This window comes from Streptosporangium oxazolinicum, assembly GCF_039537505.1.
Taxonomy (GTDB): Bacteria; Actinomycetota; Actinomycetes; order Streptosporangiales; family Streptosporangiaceae; genus Streptosporangium; species Streptosporangium oxazolinicum.
On the sequence record NZ_BAABAQ010000013.1, the window covers coordinates 138,168 to 162,407 of the forward strand.

The 24,240-nt window shown below is 71.1% G+C and carries 23 protein-coding genes; 18 read left to right on the top strand and 5 right to left on the bottom strand.

All coding sequences use genetic code 11. The annotated features are described in order from the left end of the window. Nucleotides 1-425: 425 nt before the first annotated feature. Nucleotides 426-1,556 (top strand): DegT/DnrJ/EryC1/StrS family aminotransferase, encoded by a 1,131-nt coding sequence (locus tag ABD817_RS30195; protein ID WP_344921626.1) that lies wholly within the window; start codon nt 426-428, stop codon nt 1,554-1,556. Here ABD817_RS30195 and ABD817_RS30200 read toward each other — a convergent pair whose 3' ends face one another. Both ABD817_RS30200 and ABD817_RS30205 read right to left on the bottom strand, forming a co-directional pair. Next, nucleotides 1,557-2,537, bottom strand: a complete 981-nt coding sequence (locus ABD817_RS30200; protein WP_344921627.1) for an NAD-dependent epimerase/dehydratase family protein — start codon at nt 2,535-2,537, stop codon at nt 1,557-1,559. Between the two features lie 4 nt (nt 2,538-2,541). After that, nucleotides 2,542-3,894 carry a nucleotide sugar dehydrogenase gene (locus ABD817_RS30205; protein ID WP_344921628.1) on the bottom strand — a complete coding sequence of 451 codons (1,353 nt, stop codon included), beginning with the start codon at nt 3,892-3,894 and terminating at the stop codon, nt 2,542-2,544. 241 nt (nt 3,895-4,135) lie between these two features. On the opposite strand from ABD817_RS30205, the gene ABD817_RS30210 reads away from it, so the two are divergent. From ABD817_RS30210 to ABD817_RS30235, 6 genes are all read left to right on the top strand, one after another. Continuing rightward, nucleotides 4,136-5,803 (top strand): acetyl-CoA carboxylase carboxyltransferase subunit alpha, encoded by a 1,668-nt coding sequence (locus ABD817_RS30210; RefSeq protein ID WP_344921831.1) that lies wholly within the window; start codon nt 4,136-4,138, stop codon nt 5,801-5,803. Beyond that, nucleotides 5,800-6,336: an acetyl-CoA carboxylase biotin carboxyl carrier protein gene (gene accB, locus ABD817_RS30215; protein WP_344921629.1), complete on the top strand. Its 537-nt coding sequence runs from the start codon at nt 5,800-5,802 to the stop codon at nt 6,334-6,336. The genes ABD817_RS30210 and accB overlap by 4 nt, the downstream gene beginning before the upstream one ends. Next, on the top strand, nt 6,311-7,660 hold the full coding sequence (locus tag ABD817_RS30220) for an acetyl-CoA carboxylase biotin carboxylase subunit (protein WP_344921630.1): 1,350 nt from the start codon (nt 6,311-6,313) through the stop codon (nt 7,658-7,660). Before accB ends, ABD817_RS30220 begins: the two co-directional genes overlap by 26 nt. Before the next feature lie 130 nt (nt 7,661-7,790). Further along, complete coding sequence (locus ABD817_RS30225) at nt 7,791-9,896, top strand: KedN5 family methylcobalamin-dependent radical SAM C-methyltransferase (RefSeq protein ID WP_344921631.1); 2,106 nt, start codon at nt 7,791-7,793, stop codon at nt 9,894-9,896. Nucleotides 9,897-9,948: 52 nt separating this feature from the next. After that, on the top strand, nt 9,949-11,451 hold the full coding sequence (locus ABD817_RS30230) for a peptide MFS transporter (RefSeq protein WP_344921633.1): 1,503 nt from the start codon (nt 9,949-9,951) through the stop codon (nt 11,449-11,451). Then, nucleotides 11,448-12,140, top strand: coding sequence for an SDR family NAD(P)-dependent oxidoreductase (locus ABD817_RS30235; protein WP_344921634.1), 693 nt, complete (start codon nt 11,448-11,450; stop codon nt 12,138-12,140). The genes ABD817_RS30230 and ABD817_RS30235 overlap by 4 nt, the downstream gene beginning before the upstream one ends. Before the next feature lie 81 nt (nt 12,141-12,221). Here ABD817_RS30235 and ABD817_RS30240 read toward each other — a convergent pair whose 3' ends face one another. Beyond that, nucleotides 12,222-13,247 (bottom strand): methyltransferase, encoded by a 1,026-nt coding sequence (locus ABD817_RS30240; RefSeq protein WP_344921635.1) that lies wholly within the window; start codon nt 13,245-13,247, stop codon nt 12,222-12,224. A gap of 42 nt (nt 13,248-13,289) precedes the next feature. Continuing rightward, complete coding sequence (locus ABD817_RS30245) at nt 13,290-14,480, bottom strand: nucleotide disphospho-sugar-binding domain-containing protein (RefSeq protein ID WP_344921636.1); 1,191 nt, start codon at nt 14,478-14,480, stop codon at nt 13,290-13,292. A gap of 169 nt (nt 14,481-14,649) precedes the next feature. Between ABD817_RS30245 and ABD817_RS30250 the strand changes: the two genes are divergently transcribed. Genes ABD817_RS30250 through ABD817_RS30260 form a run of 3 tightly spaced genes read left to right on the top strand, consistent with a single transcriptional unit; the run spans nt 14,650 to nt 17,211 of the window. Beyond that, nucleotides 14,650-15,792, top strand: coding sequence for a cytochrome P450 (locus ABD817_RS30250; protein ID WP_344921637.1), 1,143 nt, complete (start codon nt 14,650-14,652; stop codon nt 15,790-15,792). Between the two features lie 25 nt (nt 15,793-15,817). Next, nucleotides 15,818-17,011: a cytochrome P450 gene (locus ABD817_RS30255; RefSeq protein WP_344921638.1), complete on the top strand. Its 1,194-nt coding sequence runs from the start codon at nt 15,818-15,820 to the stop codon at nt 17,009-17,011. A 5-nt stretch (nt 17,012-17,016) separates the two neighbouring features. Beyond that, nucleotides 17,017-17,211: a ferredoxin gene (locus tag ABD817_RS30260; RefSeq protein WP_344921832.1), complete on the top strand. Its 195-nt coding sequence runs from the start codon at nt 17,017-17,019 to the stop codon at nt 17,209-17,211. Between the two features lie 86 nt (nt 17,212-17,297). On the opposite strand, the gene ABD817_RS30265 is transcribed toward ABD817_RS30260, so the two are convergent. Continuing rightward, the gene (locus tag ABD817_RS30265; protein WP_344921639.1) at nt 17,298-18,095 is read right to left on the bottom strand and encodes an SDR family NAD(P)-dependent oxidoreductase; all 798 of its coding nucleotides are present in this window, start codon (nt 18,093-18,095) and stop codon (nt 17,298-17,300) included. Nucleotides 18,096-18,339: 244 nt separating this feature from the next. Between ABD817_RS30265 and ABD817_RS30270 the strand changes: the two genes are divergently transcribed. From ABD817_RS30270 to ABD817_RS30305, 8 genes are all read left to right on the top strand, one after another. Then, a complete protein-coding gene (locus ABD817_RS30270; RefSeq protein ID WP_344921640.1) occupies nt 18,340-19,551 on the top strand; it encodes a nucleotide disphospho-sugar-binding domain-containing protein in 1,212 nt (403 codons plus the stop codon). Nucleotides 19,552-19,563: 12 nt separating this feature from the next. Continuing rightward, nucleotides 19,564-19,902, top strand: a complete 339-nt coding sequence (locus ABD817_RS30275) for a TcmI family type II polyketide cyclase (RefSeq protein ID WP_344921641.1) — start codon at nt 19,564-19,566, stop codon at nt 19,900-19,902. After that, nucleotides 19,895-20,356 carry a cupin domain-containing protein gene (locus ABD817_RS30280; protein WP_344921642.1) on the top strand — a complete coding sequence of 154 codons (462 nt, stop codon included), beginning with the start codon at nt 19,895-19,897 and terminating at the stop codon, nt 20,354-20,356. The genes ABD817_RS30275 and ABD817_RS30280 overlap by 8 nt, the downstream gene beginning before the upstream one ends. Then, nucleotides 20,356-21,627, top strand: coding sequence for a beta-ketoacyl-[acyl-carrier-protein] synthase family protein (locus ABD817_RS30285; RefSeq protein WP_344921643.1), 1,272 nt, complete (start codon nt 20,356-20,358; stop codon nt 21,625-21,627). Before ABD817_RS30280 ends, ABD817_RS30285 begins: the two co-directional genes overlap by 1 nt. Nucleotides 21,628-21,766: 139 nt before the next feature. Then, nucleotides 21,767-22,990, top strand: a complete 1,224-nt coding sequence (locus tag ABD817_RS30290) for a ketosynthase chain-length factor (protein ID WP_344921644.1) — start codon at nt 21,767-21,769, stop codon at nt 22,988-22,990. A gap of 32 nt (nt 22,991-23,022) precedes the next feature. Next, on the top strand, nt 23,023-23,280 hold the full coding sequence (locus tag ABD817_RS30295; RefSeq protein WP_329081905.1) for an acyl carrier protein: 258 nt from the start codon (nt 23,023-23,025) through the stop codon (nt 23,278-23,280). 16 nt (nt 23,281-23,296) lie between these two features. Further along, nucleotides 23,297-23,764, top strand: coding sequence for an SRPBCC family protein (locus ABD817_RS30300; RefSeq protein ID WP_344921646.1), 468 nt, complete (start codon nt 23,297-23,299; stop codon nt 23,762-23,764). 1 nt (nt 23,765) lies between these two features. Beyond that, complete coding sequence (locus ABD817_RS30305) at nt 23,766-24,230, top strand: anthrone oxygenase family protein (protein WP_344921648.1); 465 nt, start codon at nt 23,766-23,768, stop codon at nt 24,228-24,230. Nucleotides 24,231-24,240 lie beyond the last annotated feature (10 nt).

Here is a 24,240-nt window from a genome sequence, read left to right on the forward strand (position 1 = left end):
ACGCTGTATGACCATGACTTAGGCATTGGTCTCCCTTTTGCGACGGGCGTCTTTTGAAATGGTCGCGGATCGTTTTGGGGCAGGGGTTTGTCGCGACCCGTTTAAATCGACTCCGCTCTCGGCTCACCTTCGATGAACGGGCCGCACTGCGCGATAGTGACAGGCCCCGCTGGAGGCGGGATCGATGTTCGTTGGTGTCGCGCTCGAATGACGGGAGAGCGCGCCGGGCAGGTCAAAGGGGATTGCCTGTTACCTTTACCGCTGGCATATTCATTTATTGACGGCGATGGCGGCCCGGCGAAAACGGGTTCGTGAACGCGGGTCGAGGCGCTCGGGGCCGACGGCGCCTTCCCGGCCAGGCCGGAGATCCTCCCGGACGTGAGAGGGAGATCCGGTGCCGTCCATGACCACGTGAGGAGACACCGGTGATCCCACTGTTGAAGGTGCAGATGTCCGAGGAGGCCCCCGCCGCGGTGGCGAGGGTCCTCACCAGCGGAATGATCGGCCAGGGGCCGGTGGTCGACGAGTTCGAGCAGGCGCTGCGCGAGCGGATCGGCAACCCCCACGTGGCCACGGTCAACAGCGGGACCGCCGGTCTGCACCTCGCCCTGCGCCTGGCGACGGATCCGGCCGGGACCGGGACGGGCGAGGCCGGGGGAGAGGTGCTCACCACCCCCCTGACGATGGTCGCCACGAACTGGACGATCCTCGCCAACGGGCTGCGGCCGAGGTGGGTCGACGTGGACCCCGCGACGTTGAACGTGGACCTCGACGACCTGGCCCGGAAGATCACTCCGGCCACTCGCGCGATCATGGTGGTGCACTTCGCCGGCTACCCGGTCGACCTCGCCCGGCTGAGCGGCATCCTGGACGAGGCGGAGGCCCTCTACGGGTTCCGGCCCCTGGTGATCGAGGACTGCGCGCACGCCTGGGGCTCCACCTACCGGGGGGAGCCGCTGGGCAACCACGGCAACATCGCGGTGTTCAGCTTCCAGGCGGTCAAGCACTTCACCACGGGCGACGGGGGGCTCATGGTGCTGCCCACCCCCGAGCTGAACGAGCGGGCCAGGCGGCTGCGGTGGTTCGGGATCGACCGCGACTCACCGGGGCGCGGCCTCACCCGCGACGACATCCCCGAGTGGGGCTACAAGTTCCACATGAACGACATCAACGCCTCGATCGGCCTGGCCAACCTGGCGAGGACCGACGAGGTGGTCCGCCGCTACCGGGAGAACGCCGCCTTCTTCGACCGCGAGCTGGCCTCCGCCGACGGCGTGGAGCTGACCGAACGCGCCCCCGACCGGCAGCCCTCGTTCTGGGCCTACCCGCTGCTGGTCTCGGGCAAGGACGCGTTCGTCAAGCACATGACCCAGGCCGGGATCACGGTGAGCCAGGTGCACGAGCGCAACGACCACCACGGGGCGCTGCGCCCGTACATGTCCCTGCTCCCCGGCCTTGAGGAGGTCGTCGAGCGCATGGTCTGCGTCCCGGTCGGCTGGTGGCTGTCCGACGAGGAGCGCCTGCACATCGTGGACACGATCAAGGCCGGATGGTGATCAGCCGATGGGCTCGCGCAGCCACCACGGGTTGCGCCGGGCCCACTCGACCGTCCTGGTGATGCCCTCCTCCAGCGGGACGGCGCACTGCCAGCCGAGCACCGCGCGGGCCTTCGTGGTGTCGGGGATGCGCCGTTCGATGTCCTGGTAGACCGTCCCGAAGGCCACGCCGGTGTCCAGCGCGTCGTTCTCCCCCGCGAACCCGGCGGCCCGGCCGATCAGCCGGACGACCTCGCCGACGGTGGTCTCCCGGTGCGAGCCGATGTTGAAGCACTCGCCCTGCCCCGCCGGGCTCGACGCGGCGCGGACGGTGCCCTCGATCGCGTCGTCGATGAAGGTGAAGCACCGCGTCTGCCCCCCGCCGTCGTACACCTCCGGGGGGTGCCCGTTGAGGACGCGGTGGACGCTGCGGCTGACGACGTACGCCGGCCGCTGGCGGGGGCCGTAGACGTTGAAGTAGCGCACCACCGTGGCCCGCAGCCCGTGCTCGCGCACCAGGGCGAACGTCATGTGCTCGGCGAGGGCCTTGCTGGAGGAGTAGGTCCACCGGTCGGTGGAGGTGCCGCCCAGCACCCGGTCGGAGTCCTCCGACCAGGGCACCCGGGGGTTCTTGCCGTAGACCTCGCTGGTGCTGGCCACCACCACCTTGGCGTCCGCGGCCAGCGCCAGCCGCAGGACGTTGCGCGTGCCGAGCACGTTGACGTCGATGACGTCGAGCGGCTGGCGGAGGTAGCGGTCGACGCCGACCATGGCCGACAGGTGGTACACCAGGTCGACGTCGGGGGTGATGACGGAGGCCAGGGACGACTCGGCGGTGATGTCGCCCTTGACGTAGCGGACGCCGTCGACGCCGTCGGGCGGCAGGTCGGGGGGTGGCGGCGAGGTGTCGTAGACGACCACCTCGTGCCCGCTTCCGGCCAGGCGCTCGACGAGGTGGCCGCCGATGAAGCCGCACCCTCCCGTGACAACGATCTTGGACATTGCGTCACCGTCCGATTCCGCGGTAGCCGAAGCCGAGCCGTCGCAGCTCGGCGATGGTCTCCCGTGAGTAGTAGGCCCGCCCGTCGAAGACCAGGCAGGGCGATGGGACGCGCTCGCGCAGCGCGGCGAAGTCCAGCTGCTGGAACGGTTCGTGGCCCGCGAGCACGGCGAGACAGTGGGCGCCGTCCACCGCCTCCTCCAGGGTGGCGGACCCCTCGACACCCATGGTGGAAAACAGCTCGTCCGGATCCGCGAGCGGGTCGAAGATCGACACCGTGGTGCCGGCGGCGAGCAGACCGTCCACGACGTGCTTGACCGGGGTGCTCCGCAGGTCCCCGGTGTTGTTCTTGAAGGCCGCGCCGAGTATCGCGACCTTGGCGCGGCCGGGGTCCCAGCCGGCCCGGGTGAGCTCGGCCGAGATCGTCTCGTGGGTGTAGGCGGGCATCGCGTCGTTGACCGCCCGCACCGTCTCGATGGTGTCCAGGCGCACGCCGCGCCCTCGGGCGGCGCTCCAGGTCATCCACGGATCCTTGGTCAGGCAGTAGCCGCCCACGCCCACGCTGGGCAGCAGGATGTTGACGTGGCTGTTGCCCTTGGGAAGCGAGTTCGCCCCGGAGATGACCTCCAGGACGTCGACCTCGAAGGCGTCGCACAACCGGGCCAGGTCGTTGGCCATCGCGATGTTGTGGTCGATCCACCAGTTGTCGGCCAGCTTGACGATCTCGGCCACCTCGGGTGAGGCGTACTCCCAGACGGGCACGCCGAGCACCCGCTTCCAGAACGCCGTCGCCGACTGCGTGCTGTCGGGGTCGCAGCCCCCCACGATGACGGTGAGCTCGACCAGCTCGGAGAGGGCGTTGCCCTCCGACAGCCGTTCCGGGCAGAAGACGAGCCCGAAGTCCTCCCCCTGGACCAGCCCGCCCGCCTCGAGCAGCGGCCGGACGAGCCCCTGGGTGGTGCCAGGGGCGACGGTGCTCTTCAGCACCACCAGCTGCCCGCGCCGCAGCCGGGGCGCGAGCGCCTCGCAGACCGCCTCCAGCTGCGCGGTGACGAGCGAGCGGTCGGGGGCGATCGGGGTGCCGACCGCGATGACGATGACGTCGGCGTCCTCGATCGCGTCGTACCCGGTGTCGAACGTCAGCCGGGACGAGTCCCGCAGCCTCTCCAGGGCCTCGGCGAGCCCGGGTTCGGCGATGCGGCACCGCCCCGCCCTCAGCTCGGCGACCAGGCCGGGATCGCTGTCGATGCCCGTCACGTACAGGCCACGGTCGGCGAGGGCGACGCCGAGGCAGCAGCCGACCCAGCCGAAGCCCACGATCGCCACCTTCGGCTCACGCAAGTCGGGAAGAAAGCGCATACAGAGACTCCCTGCGGTGTGAGTGCGGGGCCGTCAGCCGCCGGCCGTGCCGGCCCTCGGAGGCGGGTCGCACGCTCGCGGCCTCCCCCCGGATGGTCCTGGCGGACACCGGCCCAAGTGTCGAAGGCGGTGCTCCACGGCCGCTCGAGGACCCGTGGAGCGCCGGATGCGTCCGGGAGCGGGCGGTACAGCCGTTGACCAGCGGTCGTTGAGGGACGCGGATCAGGCTGCAGGCGTGGATGTGCAAACGGAGGCGCCGGAAGCGGCACAGTGGACGAGCTGTCCCGAGTGTCGCGAACTCATCTATGTCAAGCGGTTCGAGCGCGATCTGGGTGTGTGTCCCGGCTGCGGGACGCACACTCGCCTCACCGCGTCGCAGCGGATGGCGCAGCTGCTGGACGCCGGCTCGGCCGTGCCCTTCGAGCCCCCGGCCACCGTCGAGGACCCGATCGGGTTCGCCGACTCCCGCCCCTATCCCGACCGGCTGCGGCAGGCCAGGGAGCGCACCGGGGCGGCCGAGGCCATCACCTGTGTCACCGCCTCGATCATGAACCACCCCGTGATCGCCGCGGTGATGGACTTCCGGTTCCTCGGCGGCAGCCTCGGCGTCGGGGTGGGGGAGCGCATCGTCCGCGCCTGCGAGACGGCGCTGCGCACGCGTACCCCGCTGCTCCTGGTCACCGCCTCCGGCGGCGCGCGCATGCAGGAGGGCGCCTATTCCCTGATGCAGATGGCCAAGACCAGCCAGGCGCTCGCCGAGCTGGACGAGGCGGGCATCCTGACCATCTCGCTCGTCACCAATCCCACCTACGGCGGCGTGGCGGCGTCCTTCGCGACGCTGACCGACGTGATCCTGGCCGAGTCGGGGGCACGCATCGGCTTCGCCGGGCCGAGGGTGATCCAGCAGACGATCCGCCAGGAGCTGCCCGAGGGCTTCCAGAGCGCGGAGTTCATGCAGGCGCGAGGATTCCTCGACGCCGTGGTCCCCCGTTCCGCCCTCAGGCCGGTACTCGGCGCGCTGCTCGGCGTGGTGCGCCCGGCGAGCGTCCCCGCCCAGGCGCCGGAGACGGTACGGCTCATCGACGACCCCGCCGAACTGCCCGAGCGCGACCCCTGGGAGGTGGTGAGGCTCGCCCGGCACGAGGACCGCCCGACCACACTGGACTACGTCTACCAGCTGCTCGACGACTTCCAGGAACTGAGGGGCGACCGGCTCTCGGGCGACTGCCCCGCCATCGTGGGCGGCATCGGCCGCCTCGACGGACGGCCGATCGTCCTCGTCGGACACCAGAAGGGCCACAACACCGCCGAACGGGTCGCCCGCAACTTCGGCATGGCGCTGCCCGAGGGCTACCGCAAGGCCGCCCGGCTGATGCGGCTGGCGGACAAACTCGGCCTCCCGGTCGTCACGCTCGTGGACACGCCCGGGGCGCATCCCGGCGTCGAGGCCGAGGAACGCGGCCAGGCGTGGGCGATCGCGGAGAACCTGCGCCTGATGTCGGGGCTCGGGGTGCCGATCGTGTCGGTGATCACCGGGGAGGGCGGCAGCGGCGGCGCGCTGGCGCTGGCCGTCGCGGACCGGGTGCTGGCCTGCGCCAACGCGGTCTATTCGGTCATCAGCCCTGAGGGATGCGCGGCCATTCTCTGGAAGGACCGCGCCGAGGCGCCCCGGGCGGCGGCCGCGCTGCGGCTCGACGCCCGCGACCTGCTCCGGCAGGGCGTCGTCGACGCGGTCGTGCCCGAACCCGAGGGCGGGGCGCACGAGAACCCCGCCTCGGCGGCCGAGCGGCTGCGCGCCGCGCTGTGCGCGACCCTGCACGAGCTGACCCGGCTGAACTCCCGCGAACTGGTGGAACGGCGTCGGCGCCGCTTCCGCCGATACGGCAACGAGGACGCGAGGAACACATGACCGACGATCACACCAGGCACAGCGGCATCGGCGAGCTGTGCAGGCAGGCCGGCGAGATCCTCAGCACGGCCCCCGGACCCCTGAAGCGGGTGCGGGTACAGGCGGGCGACATGAGCGTCGAGGTCGAATGGCCGGAGACCGCCGGGACCCCCGCCGCCCCCGCCGCCGCCTCCGTCCAGACCGTCCAGGCGGTCGCGGCCGTCCAGGCGGTCACGGCCGTGCGGACGCCACCCGACGCCGCCGTGCTGGAGGCGCCCCTGGTCGGGACCTTCTACCGCGCGCCCTCCCCGGAGAGCCGGGCGTTCGTCGAGGTCGGCGACACCGTCGAGGCGGGTCAGCAGGTGGCGGTCATCGAGGCGATGAAGCTGATGAACGCGGTCGAGGCCGACAGGCCCGGCCGGGTGGTCGAGATCCTCGTCAAGAACGGGGACCCGGTGGAGTACGGCGAGCCGCTGTTCGTGCTCGAACCCCTGCGTGCCACGGAGTCGCCGACGGTGAGGGGAACGCATGTTCTCGACGGTTCTGATCGCTAACCGCGGGGAGATCGCGCTGCGCGTCGCGCGTACCTGCCGTGAGCTCGGCATCCGCACCGTCGCGGTCTGCTCCGACAGCGACCGCGACTCCACGGTGGCCCGCTTCGCCGACGAGTCCGTCCGCATCGGCCCGTCGGAGGCGCGGCGCAGCTACCTCAACCCCGCCGCGGTCGTCACGGCGGCGCTGCAGGTGGGGGCCGACGCGGTGCACCCCGGCTACGGCTTCCTGTCCGAGGACCCCGACTTCGCCGAGATCTGCGAGGACGCCGGGCTCACTTTCATCGGGCCCGCCGCGTCGCTGCTCGCCCGGCTCGGCGACAAGGCCGAGGCGCGCAACATCGCCACGGCGGCGGGGCTCCCGGTCCTGCCGGGCAGCTCCAAGCCGCTGGCGACGCTGGCGCAGGCGCGGTCGATCGCCGCCGAGGTCGGCTACCCGGTCATCATCAAGGCCGTCGCCGGGGGCGGCGGCCGGGGCATGCGGGTGGTGCGCGACCCCCGTGACCTCGCCCGCGAGTACGCCCAGGCGAGGGCGGGCGCCCAGACGGCGTTCGGCGACTCCAGGGTCTACCTGGAGCGCTTCCTGGAGAACGCCCGGCACATCGAGGTGCAGATCCTCGGGGACGGCCGGGGCAACGTGATCCACCTCGGGGAACGGGACTGCTCGGTGCAGCGGCGGCGGCAGAAGCTGGTCGAGGAGACCCCGGCGCCGGGACTGCCCCGGGAGCTCGCGGACCGGATCTGCGCCGCCGCGGTGCGGGCGGCCCAAGCCGTCGGCTACGCCGGCGTCGGGACGTATGAGTTCCTCGTCGACGACGAGGACGGGTTCCACGCCATGGAGGTCAACTGCCGCATCCAGGTGGAGCACCCGGTGACCGAGATGGTGACCGGCGTCGACCTGGTCCGCGAGCAGCTCCACGTGGCCGCCGGGTACGGCCTGACCATCCGGCAGCAGGACGTCGTCCCCCGAGGGGTGGCCATCGAGTGCCGCGTCAACGCCGAGGACCCGCGCCGGGGGTTCCTGCCCACCCCGGGGACCATCCGCGAGTTCGTGTCGCCGGCCGGGCCGTTCGTCCGGGTGGACACCCACGGGGAGCCCGGCATGCGGGTGACGCCGGACTACGATCCGCTGCTCGCCAAGGTCGTGGTCTGGGCGCCCGACCGGCACCAGGCCATCGCCCGCGCGGACCGCGCCCTCGGCGAGTTCCACGTCGAGGGCCCGGGGGTGTGCACGACCCGCGACTTCCTCAGGGAGGTGCTGGAGCACCCGGTCTACCGGGCCGCCAAGCACACCACCGCGCTGATCGACGAAATGGACGTGCGGTGAGCGAAATCGGCTCCGATGGTGCCGCGCTCGACCGCCATATCAATTCGATTCAAGGTACCCGCGAGGATTCGACGAGCGGCAAATGGAACTATGTCGACATTTAGTGGGTAGATCACGTTAGGAGATCTACGTGAAGGCTGATGGTCGGATCCTCGTCCATATTCTGCAGCAGGGCGTCTGGGAAATGCCCCTTGAGTCCATGCCGCTCGCGGCCGGATATCTCAAGTCCACCGCCTACGCGGACGAGCGAATCGCGGCTCGGGCGGACATCAAGATCTGCAACTACCGGGGAGCCGTCACTCTTCCGGAAATGGCCGCCGATTTCTTCCAGGGCGACCCGCCGGACATTCTCGCCTGCTCCGTCCTGGGATGGAACTACCGCGCCTTCGGGACGCTCGCGGAGACCTTCAAGCAGATGAACCCCGACGGCTGGGTCGTCTTCGGCGGAACGCACGTGGCCAACCAGGCCGACCGGGTCTTCGGGATGTTCCCCGAGGTCGACGTCATCGTCAACGGCGAGGGCGAGCTCGTGTTCCGCGACCTCCTCGGCGCCTACCTCGACGGCCACTCGCGCCACGACCTCCACGAGATCACCGGCGTCTCCTTCAAGGACACGGCCGGGGAGACGGTCACGACGGCGGTGCCCGAACGGATCGACGACCTCGACGTCATCCCCTCCCCGGTGCTCACCGGCGCCATCGACCTCACCGACGCCGACGGGAAGTTCCTGTACGACGTGGCACTCATGGAGACCAACCGGGGGTGCCCCTACAAGTGCTCGTTCTGCTACTGGGGCGGCGCGACGGGACAGCGGGTCCGGGCCTTCTCCCGGGAACGGCTCCGCGCCGAACTCGAACTCTTCGCGAAGATGAACGTCCACACGATCGCGCTGTGCGACGCCAACTTCGGACTGCTCCCGATCGACGAGGAGTTCGTCGACGACCTGATCCAGATCCGCCAGAAGTACGGCTACCCCAAGGCCCTGGAGAGCTCCTGGGCCAAGAACAAGTCGAAGGTCTTCTACTCCATCGTCAGGAAGATGAAGCAGGCCGGGCTGCGCAGCTCGTTCACCCTCGCCCTGCAGACGCTGAGCGACACCGCCCTGCGCGAGATGAACCGCAAGAACATGAAGGTCAACGCGTGGGAGGACCTCGCCGCCTGGCTGAGCGAGGAGGGCCTGGAATGCTACGCCGAGCTCCTGTGGGGAGCGCCGGGCGAGACCATCGAGACCTTCTTCGAAGGCTACGACCGGCTGGCGCGCAAGGTCTCGCGCATCGCGGTGTACCCGCTGCTGATGCTGCCCAACACCGAGTACTCCGAGAAGAAGGCCGAGTACGGCATCGTCTCGGTCCGCGGGGACACCGACGACTTCGAGTACGTCCTCAGCCACAACACGATGACGTTCGAGGAGAACAAGCGCATGCAGCGCTTCCTCTTCTGGGCGCGGCTGATGGCCGAGTACATGATCCTGCGCCACCTGTGGGTCCCGGCGCTCAAGCTGGCCGGGATGACGCAGTCCCAGGTCCTGCGCAACTTCGAGGAGTGGATCGAGGGGACCGACGACCCGCGCGCCGCCCCGCTGCTCACCGCGCAGTCCCTGGCCGCCGCCGACCAGGACTCCTACGGGCCCGCCCTCGGCTACCTCTACGGCAGCGGCGACGCCCAGCGGCTCCTGCAGCGGTGGTGGAGCGAGTCGATGCGCCCCGTACTACCCGCCGACACCGCCCCGGTGCTCGACGAGATCTTCCGGTACGACCTGCTCACCCGGCCGATATACCACAGGGAGGACGACCCCTCCCAGGACCTCACCCCGCTGCCCCTGGTCGAGGTAGAGGGCGAGAAGTACCACATGCGGGCCGGCGTCGAGCTCGCCTACCCCATCCCGGAGATCGTCGCCGACCTGCGCGCGGACCGCGAACCGGACCTGTCACCCGCGCCGACCCGGGTGGACCTCTACTACAAGACGGGCTTCGAGAACTTCGCCGAGACGACGAACCACGAGGAGATCGTCTACTTCATGGGCATGACCCGGGAGCAGGTCACGGCCACCAGGACCAAGACCGCCGTCGTCGTCGTGGCCGCCGACGGGGACGAGACCGTCGTGGTCGTCTCCCCCGAGGGAACCGAGACCGTCGTCGTCGTGGCCCCCGAGGGCGCCGAACCGGTCCTCGCCCCCACCCCCACCGACCCGAACCGCTACCTGACGATCCTGCGGGATCACGGCGGCTGTTCGTGACCTCCCGGCCCGACCGGGATCACCCCCTCAAACACGCCGCCTGGAGATCGACATGAGTTCGAAAGCAGCCTTCGGCTACCCGCGGTGGTTCGCGACCATCTTCCTCACCGACATCTGGGAGCGTTTCAGCTTCTACGGGATGATGGCGATCCTGACGCTGTACGCCGCCGCCAGCCGCGACGAGGGCGGGCTGGGCCTGAGCATGACCGAGGCGTCGGCCATGTACGGCTCCTACATCGGCCTGGTCTTCGTGCTCTCCCTTCCCGGCGGCTGGCTCGGGGACCGGATCCTCGGCGCCTGGCGGGGAGTGCTGTGGGGCGGGATCCTGATCGCGCTCGGCCACTACAGCATGGCGATCCCGAGCGACGCGACCTCCTACCTCGGGCTGCTGCTCATCGCGCTGGGCACCGGCCTGCTCAAGCCCAACATGTTCGCGCTGATCAGCGGATTCTTCGGCACCGGTGAGCGGGCCAGGCGCGAGGCCGCGTTCTCCATCCTCTACGTCAGCATCCAGATCAGCGCGCTGATCGCCCCGCTGGTGGTGGGCCTGCTCGGCGAGACCCTCGGCTGGCACTGGGGGTTCGCCGCCGCTGGCGTCGGCATGACCTTCGGCGTCGCGCAGTTCGCGATGGGCGGCCGACACTTCGGCGAGATCGGCAAGGTGCCGCCGCACCCGGCCGGGGACCGGGAGCGGGCCAAGGTGCTCCGCTGGACGACGACGATCGTCGCGGTGCTCGCCGCCCTGATCACGCTGGACGTCGTGGCCGGCACCTTCACCATCATGCATCTCGTCGCCGCCTTCGGCCTCGTCGCCCTGACGGTGCCGTTCGTCTACTTCCGGCTGCTGTCGCGCAACCCCGCGCTCGGCGAGGGCGGCCGACGGCGGCTGCGCGCCTTCTTCTGGCTGCTGCTGTCGTTCTCCATGTTCTGGATGCTGGCCGGCCAGTCGGGGTCGATGCTCAACCTGTTCGCCAAGAACTCCACCGAGCGCGACCTGTTCGGCTTCACCCTGCCGGGCAGCTGGTTCCAGTCGGTGATCCCGTTCTTCATCCTGGTCTCCGCCCCGGTGTTCGCCTGGCTGTGGGTGCGCTTCGACGACAGGATCGGCTCGGCCACCAAGTTCGGGGCGGCCCTGCTGCTCGTGGGCACCGCCTTCGTCGTCATGTACGGGGCCGCGGCGTCGGCCTCCGACGGCGGCCAGGTGTCGGCGCTGTGGCTGCTCGCGGTGTTCTTCCTGGTGGCCTGCGGCGAGGTCATCATCGGCCCGGTGGGGATCGCCGCGGCGGCGGAGGTCACCTCCTCGGCGTTCATCGGGCGGACCATCGGCCTGGTCTGGCTGTTCAGCGCCCTCGGCGCCGGGCTGAGCAGCCAGGTCGTGCACCTCGCCGACGTGGTGCCCGACCAGTACTACTACCTGGGCCTGGGCCTGCTCGTCGTCTGCGTCGGGCTCCTGGTCGCCGGCCTCGGGCGCGGCCTGCGCTTCTCCGACACCGCCGAGGCCGAGCCCGTCACCGACAGGGTCGGGCCCGTCGCGGGCAAGACCGGGCCGGCGTGAACGAGACGGCGGTACGCAGGACGGCCCTCGTCACGGGGGCCAACCGCGGCCTCGGCAGGGCGGTCTGCGAGGCCCTCGCCGGCCTGGGACACCGGGTGGTCGTGGCCGGGCGGGACGAACGGGAGGCCGGGCGGGTCGCCGCCGAGATCGGCGGCGACACGCTGGCCGTGGCGCTCGACGTCACCGACGACAAGAGCGCGCGCCGCTGCCGGGAACGGGCCGGGGCGGTGGACATCCTGGTCAACAACGCGGGCGTCCTGCTCGACGGCGGGATGTCCCCGTCGTCGGTGCCCCCCGAGCTGGTCGAGCGCCACCTGCGGGTGAACACCGTGGGCGCCTGGCGGGTCAGCCAGGCGTTCCTGCCGGACATGCTGGAGCGGGGCTGGGGCCGGATCGTGATGGTCTCCAGCGGCACCGGCGCGTTCAGCAACGGCCTCTTCACCGGCGCCCCCGCCTACTCGGTGTCGAAGGCCGCGCTCAACGCCGTCACGGTACTGCTCGCCGAGGAGACCCGCGACCGCGGCGTGCTGGTGAACGCGGTCAACCCCGGCAGGGTGCGCACCCGCATGTACCCGGGCGCGGAGCGGACGCCCGAGGACGCCGCGGTGGACATCGCCTGGGCGGCGACGCTCCCCGAGGACGGGCCCACGGGGGTGTTCCTCCGAGGCCGGCGGACGATCCCCTGGTAGTCCCCGGCATCCCCCGGCGACAACGGAACGCGGCCGGTCCCCCTGGCGGGGGACCGGCCGCGTTCCGTCCACTTCGCGCTGTCAGGCCACGACCTCGCCCTCCGCGAGGTGCAGCACGCCCTCCGTGGGGGTCATGCCGCGAAAGCGCAGCCCGGCCCGCTCGAACACGGCCCGGTAGCCCTCCTCGGTACGCTCGCGCCCGCCCATCACCAGGAGCATGTGCAGGTCCATGCTCGACGCGAACGGGTGGACCGGGGGATCGGTCAGCAGGGGGTCGGCGATGACGACCCGGGCGCCGGGGGCCGCCGCCTCCGCGCAGCTGCGCAGGGCCCGCGCGACCCATTCGTCGTCGTACATGTGCAGGGTGAGCTTGAAGAAGTAGAGGTCGGCCGGGTACTCGACCTTCTCGAAGAAGTCCCCGGAGACCAGCCGGCACCGGGTGGCCAGCTCACCCGTCCTGAGGTCGTCCAGCACCACGCGCAGCGTCCGCTCGTCCTCGAAGAGCAGGCCGTTCATGTGCGGGTTCCGCTGCAGCACCAGGCGCAGGAGGGCGCCCCTGCCGCCTCCCATGTCGGCGAACGTGCGCACCCCGGTCAGGTCGAGCGCGTCCACCATGCCCGGGAGCATCGGGTCCGACCACGCGGTCACCCCCCGGTAGATCATGTCCTGGGCGTCGGGGTTGGCGTCGAGGTAGGAGAAGAAGTCGGTGCCGTACTCCTCCTTGAAGGCGCTCTTGCCGGTACGGATCGCCTGGGGGAGCTTGCTCCACATCGTCCACCCCCAGTCGCCGCCGGTCAGCAGCCTGTCGTGCACCCGCTCGGGATGGTCGGTGCGCATGGCCCGCGACATGTCGGTGTGCTCGTACGTGGCCGGGTCGACCTGGCGGAAGACACCGAACGCCGCCAGCGCGCGGAGCATCCGGGTCAGGGCGTCCGGGTCGGCGCCGAGCTTGACCGCGATGTCGCGTACCGGCATGGGCTCGTCGCCGACCGCGTCGGCGATCCGCAGCCGTGCCGCGGCCAGCACGATGGCCGCGGCGGACATGCCGGTGGAGAGGCGGAAGACCGCCTCGGCGGGAGAGGCGGGTATCTGGTTTGATTCGATCACGGCTGACCACCTTCGGTTCGAGGCTGACGGGCGGCGGGGCGCTCAGGTCCGGGTGAGGGCTTCGAGCTCCCAGACGATCTCGGTGGGCGCGGGCTGCCGCCGGATCTCCTCGCGCAACCCGGCGGCGGCGTCGCGGTAGGAGGGGACGGTGAGCAACTCGGCGACGCGCTCGGTGAAGGTGTCGAGATCGGCCTCCGGGGCCACCGCGATGCCCGCGCCCGCGGCGACGAGCGGCCGGGACTCCATGAGCTCGTCGGGCATCTGCGGCACGACGAGCTGGGGGACGCCGTAGTTCAGCGCGGTCAGCATCGTGCTGATCCCGCTCTGGTGCAGCATCACGTCGCAGCTCGGCATCAGCAGGTGCAGCGGCAGGGCCTCCATCACCCGCACGTCGTCCGGCAGCTCGCCCTCGCGCAGGTTCCTGCGGTCGGCCGCGGAGAGCGTGACGACGATCTCGGCGTCGAGGTCGGAGAGCGCCTTGACGAGCTCGGGCACCAGGAAGCCGCGACCGCGGTCGGAAGCGCACAGGCCCCAGCTGACGCAGACCCGCCGCCGAGGCGACGGCTCCAGCAGCCAGTCCGGCATCGCCCCGGGCCCGTTGTACGGCACGAAGCGCGTCATGATCCGGTTGACCTCGGAGGGCAGCTGCATGCTGGGCGGGCAGTTGTCGATCGTGGCCTGCCCGAGAATGTCCACGTCGCCCAGGTCGCCCACGCCGAGCCGCTCGGCCAGCGGACGCAGCAGCGGCGGCACGATGTTGCGCGCCATGTAGATGACGTCCACCCCCAGCACGTGCCGGACGGCGGGGATGCCCAGCGCCGCGCCGACCAGGGGGGCGACGAAGCTGGTCGGCTCGTACACGATCAGGTCGGGCCGCAGCGCCCTGGCGTACCGCATCAGGTCGTCGGCGAGCTCCCCGGCCAGCGCCGCGAACATCGGGAAGGCCCGGCGCGAGACGTCCCGCCAGCCGCCCTTCCACTCCTCGTCGGACACGCCCTCCGGCGCCTCCTCCGGCCAGTCCGGCGGGTCGGCCAGCACCCGTTCGCGCAGCCCGGCCTGGTCGACGTCCCGGCTCGCCGGAACGGCGGTCGCTCCCGAACGCACGATCGTCTCGGTGAAGGAGGGCTCACTGCTCACGTACACCTCGTGACCGGAGGCGCGCATCGCCCAGACGAGCGGGACGAGATGGTAGTAGTGCGATCCCCAGTTCGTGGTGACGAACAAGACGCGCATAGGCACCTTCCCTGCTCACGCATGCTTGGTTGCGCCCACCATGTCAGGGGCCGTTAGAAGACGGCTGGAGGCCCTGGCCCGCACTTCTAGCGCTTCTCGGCCCGGCCTCAAGCGGCGCCCACGACGATGGGGCGATCACGGTGATCCATCATCGATGGGGAGACGATCCATGAAGTCCTCGGCGCCGAAGTTCCCGTTCGAGTGGCCGGCCGCGGCCGGCCCGCCGGAGGCGCTGCTCACGCTGCGCGAGGAGCCGGTGGTCCGGGTGACGCTGCCCAGCGGGGACGAGGCGTTCCTGGTGACGCGGTACGACGACGTCCGGCGGGTGCTCTCCGACCCCAGGCTGAGCCGCAACCGGGACCGGCCGGGGGCGCCGAGGATGACCGAGCAGAAGACGAAGGTCTTCCAGAACCCCAAGATCGACAGGGATCCGCCCGAGCACACGCGCATGCGCCGGCTGATGGCCAAGGCGTTCACCGCGACCCGGGTGGAGTCGCTGCGCCCGCACGTACGGCGGGTGGCCGAGGAACTGGTCACGGACCTGCTCAAGCGGGACTCGCCGGCCGACCTGCACGAGGCGTTCGCCGTACCGCTCACCCTGCAGGTGATCTGCGGCCTGCTCGGCGTGCCGCCCGAGGACCAGGGGCGCTTCCGCGGCTCGCTGAACGAGGCGTGGCGGTACATGGGGGAGCTGATCGAGGCCAAGCGCCGCGATCCCGGAGACGACCTGATCAGCGCCCTGATCGGGGTGCACGACGAGGACGACGGGCGGCTGAGCGCCCACGAGCTGCACGTGTGGTGCGTGATCCTGCTGCTGGCCGGGTTCGAGACGACGGCGACGCAGCTGTGCGGCAGCGCCGTCCTGCTGCTCACCCACCGCGACCAGCTCGACCTGCTGCGCGAGGACCCGGCGCTCATCCCCGAGGCGGTGGAGGAACTGCTGCGCTGCCAGATCGCGGGGCACTCGCTGTCGATGCTGCGCCTGGTCACCGACGACATCGAGATCGGCGGCGTGACGGTCCCCAAGGGGTCGGGGCTGATCCCGGTCCTGGAGTCCGCCAACTTCGACGAGACGGTCTTCCCCGACCCGCAGCGGCTGGACATCACCCGCGCGGACAAGCATCACCTCGTCTTCAGCGCCGGGCCCCACTTCTGCATGGGGGCGGCGCTGGCCAGGCTGGAGCTGCAGGTGGCGCTGGAGGTGCTGATCCGCAGGGTGCCCACGCTGCGCCTGGCCGTTCCGCCGAGCGAGCTGCGCCACCACGACAGCCCGCTGGACCTGGGGTTCCGCGAGGTTCCCGTCGCGTGGTGAACGACCCAACGGAAGGCAGGCAGCCATGACCGCCAATCCCATCCCGTACCCGTTCCGCCGTCCGGGCCCGCTGGCCGTGCCCAAGGAGCTGGGCGCGCTGCGCGACGAACCCGTGCTGAGGGTGATCCTCCCCAGCGGGGACGAGGCCTACCTGGTGACGCGGCACGAGGACGTCCGCGACGTGCTGACCGACCTGCGGGTCAGCCGCAACCTGAACCGCCCCGGCGCCCCCCGGGTCAGCAAGAACAACATGATGTTCCAGGACTCGAAGATGGACCCCGACCCGCCCGAGCACACCCGGGTGCGGCGGCTGGTGATGAAGGCGTTCACCGCGACCCGGGTGGAGCGGCTCCGCCCGCGCGTGCAGGAGATCACCGACGAGCTCATCGACGCGATGGCCGCCAAGACGCCGCCGGTGAACGTGTCCGAGGAGCTGTCCTTCCCGCTCAGCATCCGCGTCATCTGCGACCTGCTGGGCGTCCCGGCGCACGACCAGCACCGGTTCCGCCGCTGGACCGACCACTTCCTGTCCACCGGCAAGTACACCAGGGAGCAGATCCACGGCGCGCTGGGCGAGCTGAACGAGTACATGGGCGCGCTGATCGCGGCCAAGCGCGAGAACCCGGCCGACGACCTGGTCAGCGCGCTGATCAACGTGCACGACGAGGACGACACCCGGCTGAGCGAGTACGAGCTGCACTGGTGGTGCCGGCTGCTGCTGCTCATCGGGTACGAGACCACCGCCAGCCAGCTCGGCCTGACCGTGGCCAAGCTGCTCGCCGAACCCGAGCAGCTGAGGCTGCTGCGCGCGGACGAGCGGCTGCTCTCGGGCGCGGTGGAGGAGTTGCTGCGCTGGAAACTGATGAGCGGCTCGCTGTCGATGCTGCGCTACGTCACCGAGGACATCGTGGTCGGCGGCGTCACGATCCCCAAGGGGTCCGGCGTCATCCCGGCGGTGGAGTCGGCCAACTGGGACGAACGGGTCTTCGACCGGCCCGACGACCTCGACATCACCCGCGCGGAGAACCCCCACCTCACCTTCAGCGTCGGCCCGCACTTCTGCATCGGCGCCGCGCTGGCCCGGGTGGAGCTGGAGACCGCGCTGGCGACCCTGCTGCGGCGCTTCCCCACCCTGCGCCTGGCGATCCCGGCGGAGGAACTGCGGCGCACGGAGGGCACCCTCATCGAGAGCCTCATCGAGATCCCGATCGCCTGGTGAGCGTCATGCGCGTCTTCGTCGACCCGGAGAAGTGCTGCAGCAGCGGGCTGTGCGCGCTCTCGGTGCCCGAGGTGTTCGGGCAGGACGAGGAGGAGTGCGTCGTGCTGCTCCTCCTCCCCGAGCCACCGGCCGCGCTGCACGACAGGGTCCGCGCCGCCGCGCGGCGCTGCCCCGCCGGGACGATCCAGGTCCGGGACTGAGAGAACCGAAGAAAACGGGAGAGGAATGAGAAAACCCCGGGATCGGCGGCCGAGCCGCCGATCCCGGGGAAGGTCTCCGGCCGCCGCTAGTTGCCTCCGGCGACGTGGACCACGCTACCGGTGACGTTGCCGTTGGTCGCGGAGGCGAAGTACAGGACGATGCCCGCCACGTCCTGGGGCGAGGAGATGTGACCGGCCGGCTTGCCCCGGTTCAGGAAGCGCTTGATCTGCTCCGCGGACTTGCCGTCGAGCTCCTGCTTGTACTCGTCGGGGACCCGCGCCAGGAAGCCCTTGGTGACGGTGGGGCCGGGGGCGACGACGTTGACGAGGATGCCCTCCGGCGCCAGCTCGGTGGCGAGCGTCCTGCTCAGGCCGTGCATGGCCATCTTGCTCGCGACGAACGCCTCGTCCCCGGCGCCGCCGCGCTGGACGATGTTGGCCGAGATGAAGACGATCCGCCCCCAGCCCCGCTCCTTCATGCCGGGCAGGGCGGCCTGCACGGTGTGGAAGGACCCCTCCACGTCGGCGCGCAGCGACGACTGCCACTCCTCGACGGAGATGTCCTCGAAGGCGACCGGGTCGACCTTCGTCCCCGGGATGGCCGAGGCGTTGACGACGAGCACGTCCACGCCACCCCACTTCGTGGTGACCGTGTCGAAGGCGGCGCGGATCGACGCGGGGTCGGTCAGGTCGTACTGGACGGTGATCGCCTCGCCGCCCTGCCTGATGACATCCTCCGCCACCTGCAGCGCGCCGTCCTTGTTGCGGTGATACGTGATCGCCACCTTCGCGCCCTCGGCCGCGAACGCGCCGGCGAGGTGACCGCCGATCGAGCCGCTGCCGCCCGTGATGAGGACGACCTTGCTGGCGAGACCGAGATCCATCGACAGACTCCCTGAGTTGGTGTGGTGGGAAAGCGAGTTATTACGCGAGTTACGCTAAATAGCTCCGATCGCAGGACGCTAGAGCGGCGCTCGATCACGCCGTCGGGCGAGCGCCGCGCCATCGTCCAGCCTTCGAGGGGGAGCTGTCAGTGTCCGGATGAGTGAGTCGCCGGTACCGACAGGAAGGCGTTCTTCGATGCGCGTGCTGTTCACGGGGTGGGCATGGCCCTCGCATGTGTATCCGATGATTCCTCTCGCATGGGCGTGCCGGGCCGCGGGCCACGAGGTTCGCGTCGCCGCCCCGCCCGGTCTCACGAACGTGATCGCCCACGCGGGGCTCACCCCGGTCCCCGTCGGGCACGACGTGGACGTCACCGGCGCGGTGCGGAGCTTCGTGCGCGCGCTGGTGCCGGAGAACGGGACCGGACCGGCGGCGGGCCCCGCCGAGGGGAGACCGTCCGCGAGGACGCCCCGGGCGCTGGGCATGTTCGTCGATCTGGCCGAGTCCATGGTCGACGACCTGGCGGCCTTCACCCGCGACTGGCGCGCCGACCTCGTCGTCTACGACCCGACCGCCTGGGCGGGCCCGCTGGCGGCCGCGGCCGCGGGGGTGCCCGCCGTCCGGCAGCTGTACGGGATCGACCTGCTCTTCCCCGCGCGGGAGGCGGTGATCCGGGCGCTGGAACCGATCCGCGACCGGCTCGGCGTCGAGGAGGCCGACCCGCTGGGCGCCCTCACCGTCGACCCCTGCCCCGCGGGGCTGCAGGAGGACTTTCCCGGGGCCAGGCGGCGGATGCGTTACCTCCCCTACAACGGCGCGCACGACGCCTACCCGGCCCGGCCGCCGGAGCGCACCGGCCGGCCCAGGATCTGCGTGACCTGGGGAACCACGATGGCCCGGCTCGGCGACGAGTTCTTCCTCGCCGGGCACGCGGCCCGCGCCCTGGCCGGCCTGGACGCGGAGGTCGTCGTGGCGATCACTCCCGCGCAGCGGGCCGTCCTGGGCGACCTGCCGCCGAACGCGCGGGTGGCCGAGTCGGTCCCGCTCCACCTGCTGCTGCCCGGCTGCGACCTGGTGGTCCACCACGGCGGCGCGGGATCGATGCTCACCGGCCTGGTGAACGGCCTTCCCCAGCTCGCGCTGCCCCGGCTTCCCGACCACGCCGGGCACGCCCGCCGGCTCGCGGCCACGGGCGCCGGGCTGGTGCTGGACCCGGCCGACGGGTTCGAACCGGCCGAGATCCGCCGGGCCGTCGAGGAGCTCCTGGCCTCACCCGGTCACGGACGGTCGGCGCGGGACCTGGGCGAGGCGATGGCCGCCCACCCGGCCCCGGTGGAGCTCGTCGCCGACCTGGAGGACCTGGCCCGGGTGCCACCCGAGCCGGTCGAGCCACCCGAGCCGGCCGACGGGCACGACAGGCAACTGAGCACTCTTACTCACCATGCGATGGGCTGAAAGGAGGCGCGGGTGCGCCGTACATTGATCGTCGCCAGAATGAACCCCGGTGACGCCGACACGGTGGCGAGGATTTTCGCCGGCTCCGACGCCACGGAGCTGCCAGGACTGGTCGGGGTGACCCGTCGCACGCTCTTCCGCTTCCACGATCTCTACTTCCACCTGGCCGAGTCGGAGACCGACGTGGCCGCACGCGTGGACGACGTGCGCAGGCACCACCTTTTCAAGGACGTCAGCGACAGGCTGGCCCCGTACGTGCTGCCCTACGACCCGAGCTGGCGCGGCCCGCGTGACGCGATGGCCACCCCGTTCTACGAGTGGGAGGAAGGAGAAGGTGACCGACGTGTCTGACACCGGTGTCGCGCCCCCCGAGGCGAGCTCGAAGGAAGAGGTCACGCTGACGAAGGTCAGCCTGGACGAGACGGTGGTCAACAACCGCCGCGGCGGTGAGATCCGCGTGCTGCTCAGCCCGAACACGGTGGGCACGAGCACCGGATTCATGGGCCTGCTCACCATCCGGCCCGGCGAGTACGTCTCCGAGCACTACCACCCCTACTCCGAGGAGTTCCTCTACGTGATCAGGGGGACGCTGGTGGTGCGGATCAACGGCGAGCAGGAGCTCACGCTCGACGCCGACGAGGGCATGGTGATCCCCAAGAACGTCCGGCACCGGGTGATGAACCGGAGCGAGACCGAGGCGTTCGCCGTCTTCCACCTGTGCCCCCTGGCCCCGAGGCCCGACCTCGGTCACGTCGACACCGAGCCGTACCCGGGCCAGGCCGGTGGCTCCGAGGCGGGGAAGTGATGGGCGGACGGCGGGTCGTCATCACCGGCATCGGCACGGCCACCCCGGGAGGCATCGGTTCCAAGGCGTTCTGGGAGCTGCTCACCGCCGGTCGTACGGCGACCCGCACGATCTCGCTCTTCGACCCGTCCGGGTTCCGGTCCCAGGTGGCCGCGGAGTGCGACTTCGACCCGAAGGCGGAGGGGTTGTCGCCCCAGGAGATCCGCCGGATGGACCGCGCCGCGCAGCTCGCGGTGATCTCCGCGCGGGAGGCCTGGAGCGACAGCGGGCTGGACGGGGAGGGCGTGCCGCCCGAGCGCCTCGCGGTGAGCCTGGGCAGCGCGGTCGGCAACACCATCAGCCTCGAACAGGAGTACGTCGTGGCCAGCGACGGCGGCAGCCGCTGGGAGGTCGACCACTCCTACGCCGCCCCGCACCTCTACGACTACCTGGTGCCCAGCACGCTGGCCGTCGAGGTCGCCTGGGCGTGCGGCGCCGAGGGCCCGGTCTCGCTCACCTCGACCGGGTGCACCTCGGGGCTGGACGCCGTCGGCCACGGCTACCAGCTCATCCAGGAGGGCGCCGCCGACGTGGCCGTGGTGGGCGCGACCGACGCCCCCATCTCCCCGATCACCGTGGCGTGTTTCGACGCGATCAGGGCCACCACCCCCAGGAACGACGACCCCGAGCACGCCGCGCGCCCCTTCGACAGGAGCCGCAACGGCTTCGTGCTCGGCGAGGGCGCGGCGGTGATGGTACTGGAGGACCGTGACCTGGCGATCCGCCGGGGCGCGCACATCTACTGCGAGGTGGTCGGCTTCGCCGCCCGCAGCAACGCCTTCCACATGACCGGCCTCAAACCGGACGGCCGGGAGATGGGCGAGGCCATCCGGGTCGCGATGGAGCAGGCCCGGTTCAACCCCGGCGACATCGACTACATCAACGCGCACGGTTCCGGCACCAAGCAGAACGACCGGCACGAGACCGCGGCCTTCAAGCGAAGCCTCGGCCACCGCGCCTACGAGGTGCCGGTGAGCTCGATCAAGTCGATGGTCGGCCACTCGCTGGGCGCCATCGGCTCCATCGAGGTGGCGGCCTGCGCGCTGGCGATCGAGCACCAGGTCGTGCCGCCCACGGCGAACCTGCACAACCCCGACCCGGAGTGCGACCTGGACTACGTGCCGCTGACGGCCAGGGAGCGGGAGCTCGGCGGGGTGCTCACCGTGGGCAGCGGCTTCGGCGGGTTCCAGACCGCGATGGTGCTCGCGCACCCCGGGAAGGTGCCCGCATGACGTCCCCCGCGCGCCTCCCCTGCGGCCCCCGCCGCGCCCCTTCCTCGAGACCCCGCGCGCTGCTCGCGGTCCGCGCGCTCCCCGTGAGTCTCGCGGGCTTCGCGGGTCTCGCGGGTCTCGCGGAAAGGAGCGTGGCCAGGTGACCGGAAGGCACGTCGTCACCGGCATAGGGGTGACCGCCCCCAACGGCCTCGGCACCGAGAGGTTCTGGTCGGCCACCCTCGCCGGCCGGAGCGGCCTCGGGCGGATCACCCGGTTCGACCCCGCGCCCTACCCGGTGACCCTGGCCGGTGAGGTGAGGGACTTCGCCGTCGACGACCACCTGCCCAGGAAGATCACCGTCCAGACCGACCTCATGACCCACCTGGCGCTGGCCGCCTCGGAGATGGCGCTCGCCGACGCGGGCATCGACCCGGCGCGGCAGCCCGAGTACGAGATGGCCGTGATGACGGCCAACTCCTCCGGCGGCAACGAGTTCGGGCAGCGCGAGATCCAGGCGCTGTGGAGCAACGGCCCACGTCACGTGGGCGCCTACCAGTCCATCGCCTGGTTCTACGCCGCCTCCACCGGTCAGATCTCGATACGGCACGGCATGCGCGGCCCCTGCGGGGTGATCGCCACCGAGCAGGCGGGCGGCCTCGACACCGTCGCGCAGGCGCGGCGGGTGCTGCGCGGCGGGACCGGCGTCGTGCTGACGGGCGGCACCGACGCCTCGCTCAGCCCGTACGGGCTGGTCACCCAGATGCCCACCGGCATGCTGAGCCGCTCCGCCGACCCCGACCGCGCCTACCTGCCCTTCGACATCGAGGCCTGCGGCTACGTGCCGGGCGAGGGCGGCGCGATGCTCGTCATGGAGGACGAGGGCGCCGCCAGGGCGCGCGGCGCGCGGCGGATCTACGGCGAGATCGCCGGCTACGCGGCCACCTTCGACCCTCGGCCGGGCTCGGACCGGCAGCCGGGACTGCGCCGCGCCATCGAGGGCGCGCTCGCCGACGCCCGGGTCACACCGGACGAGGTGGACGTCGTCTTCGCGGACGCCAAGGGCGTCCAGGGGGCGGACCTGCGCGAGTCCCAGGCGCTGGCCGAGGTGTTCGGGCCGTTCGGCGTGCCGGTGACGGCCCCCAAGACCATGACGGGCCGCCTCTACGCCGGAGGCGCGGCGCTCGACCTGGCCGCGGCGCTGCTGGCCGTGCACCACTCGGTCATCCCGCCGACCACCAACGTCGCCCGGCTCGCCCCGGGCTGCGACATCGACCTCGTCCGGGACGTCCCCAGGGAGAAGAGCGTGCGGACAGCGCTGGTCCTGGCCCGAGGTCACGGCGGGTTCAACGCCGCCCTCGTGGTCCGGGCCGTCCGCGACTGACGGCCCGTTCATCGGCACTTTTGGAGGAACACGTGGAGAAGACGGAACTCCGGCTGGACGAACTGAAGCGGATCATGCGCGAGTGCGGGGTGGAGGCGTCGGCCAACCTGGACGCCGACATCCTCGACGTCTCGTTCAGGGAACTCGGCCTGGACTCCCTGGCGGTGCTGGAGATCGGCGCCCGGGTGGAGCGCGACTACGGCGTCGTGGTCCCCGACGACGCGATGGAGGAACTGGAGACGCCCCGGCAGACGCTCGACTTCGTCAACCAGCGACTGCCGGCGGCCTGAGCGAAGGAGAGGTGTCATGGCAGGTCACACCGACAACGAGATCCTGATCGCCGCCCCGTTCGACCTGGTCTGGGACATGACCAACGACGTGGCGTCCTGGCCGGAGCTGTTCAGCGAGTACGCCGCCGCGGAGATCCTGCACCGCGAGGGCGACACGGTGCGGTTCCGGCTGACGATGCACCCCGACGAGAACGGCAAGGTGTGGAGCTGGGTCTCCGAGCGCACCGTCGACCGGGGTGCGGGCACCGTCAGCGCCCAGCGGGTCGAGACCGGCCCGTTCGACTACATGAGGATCCGGTGGGAGTACACCTCCACCCCGGACGGCGTGCGGATGCGCTGGATTCAGGACTTCCACATGAAACCGGAGGCCCCCGTCGACGACGCCGGGATGACCGACCGGATCAACCGCAACTCGGCCGTGCAGATGCGCCGCATCAAGGAACGCGTCGAGGAGGCCGCCCGGTCGGCGTCGGCCCCGGTGTGACGTGGTGGTCCAGATCCTGCTGCCGCTGGTGTTGCTGGGCAACGGCCTCGCCGCCGGCATCATGCTCTCCACCGTCATCGGCGTCGTGCCGTGGATGCTGGCCCAGCCGTACGACAGGTACGTCGGGGCGATCCGCTTCATGTGGCCGCGCTACGACCCCTTCATGCCGATCGTCAACGCGCTGACGTGCGTGCTGGACATCGTCCTGATCTTCGTGGCGCCCACGGCCGCGTCGCGGGCCCTCTTCGGGACCGCGGCCGGGCTGCTGCTCGTCGTGATGGCGATCTCGGTCGTCAAGAACGTGCCGATCAACCGGTACGTGACCTCGCTCGACCCCGAGACCCGCCCCGCCGACTGGGAGGAGCGGGATCCGCGGGTGCGCTGGCGGAACTGGAACCTCACCCGCACAGTCCTGGCCCTCGCCGCGTTCGGAGTGAACGCCTGGGCCACGACCGCCCTCATCTGAACGCGAAGGG

Bases quoted from the DNA above. Each gene is read 5' to 3' on its own strand.
- ABD817_RS30200 (WP_344921627.1), bottom strand. From the start codon at position 2,537: ATGTCCAAGATCGTTGTCACGGGAGGGTGCGGCTTCATCGGCGGCCAC.
- ABD817_RS30205 (WP_344921628.1), bottom strand. From the start codon at position 3,894: ATGCGCTTTCTTCCCGACTTGCGTGAGCCGAAGGTGGCGATCGTGGGC.
- accB (WP_344921629.1), top strand. From the start codon at position 5,800: ATGACCGACGATCACACCAGGCACAGCGGCATCGGCGAGCTGTGCAGG.
- ABD817_RS30220 (WP_344921630.1), top strand. From the start codon at position 6,311: ATGTTCTCGACGGTTCTGATCGCTAACCGCGGGGAGATCGCGCTGCGC.
- ABD817_RS30230 (WP_344921633.1), top strand. From the start codon at position 9,949: ATGAGTTCGAAAGCAGCCTTCGGCTACCCGCGGTGGTTCGCGACCATC.
- ABD817_RS30245 (WP_344921636.1), bottom strand. From the start codon at position 14,480: ATGCGCGTCTTGTTCGTCACCACGAACTGGGGATCGCACTACTACCAT.
- ABD817_RS30250 (WP_344921637.1), top strand. From the start codon at position 14,650: ATGAAGTCCTCGGCGCCGAAGTTCCCGTTCGAGTGGCCGGCCGCGGCC.
- ABD817_RS30255 (WP_344921638.1), top strand. From the start codon at position 15,818: ATGACCGCCAATCCCATCCCGTACCCGTTCCGCCGTCCGGGCCCGCTG.
- ABD817_RS30260 (WP_344921832.1), top strand. From the start codon at position 17,017: ATGCGCGTCTTCGTCGACCCGGAGAAGTGCTGCAGCAGCGGGCTGTGC.
- ABD817_RS30265 (WP_344921639.1), bottom strand. From the start codon at position 18,095: ATGGATCTCGGTCTCGCCAGCAAGGTCGTCCTCATCACGGGCGGCAGC.
- ABD817_RS30270 (WP_344921640.1), top strand. From the start codon at position 18,340: ATGATTCCTCTCGCATGGGCGTGCCGGGCCGCGGGCCACGAGGTTCGC.
- ABD817_RS30285 (WP_344921643.1), top strand. From the start codon at position 20,356: ATGGGCGGACGGCGGGTCGTCATCACCGGCATCGGCACGGCCACCCCG.
- ABD817_RS30300 (WP_344921646.1), top strand. From the start codon at position 23,297: ATGGCAGGTCACACCGACAACGAGATCCTGATCGCCGCCCCGTTCGAC.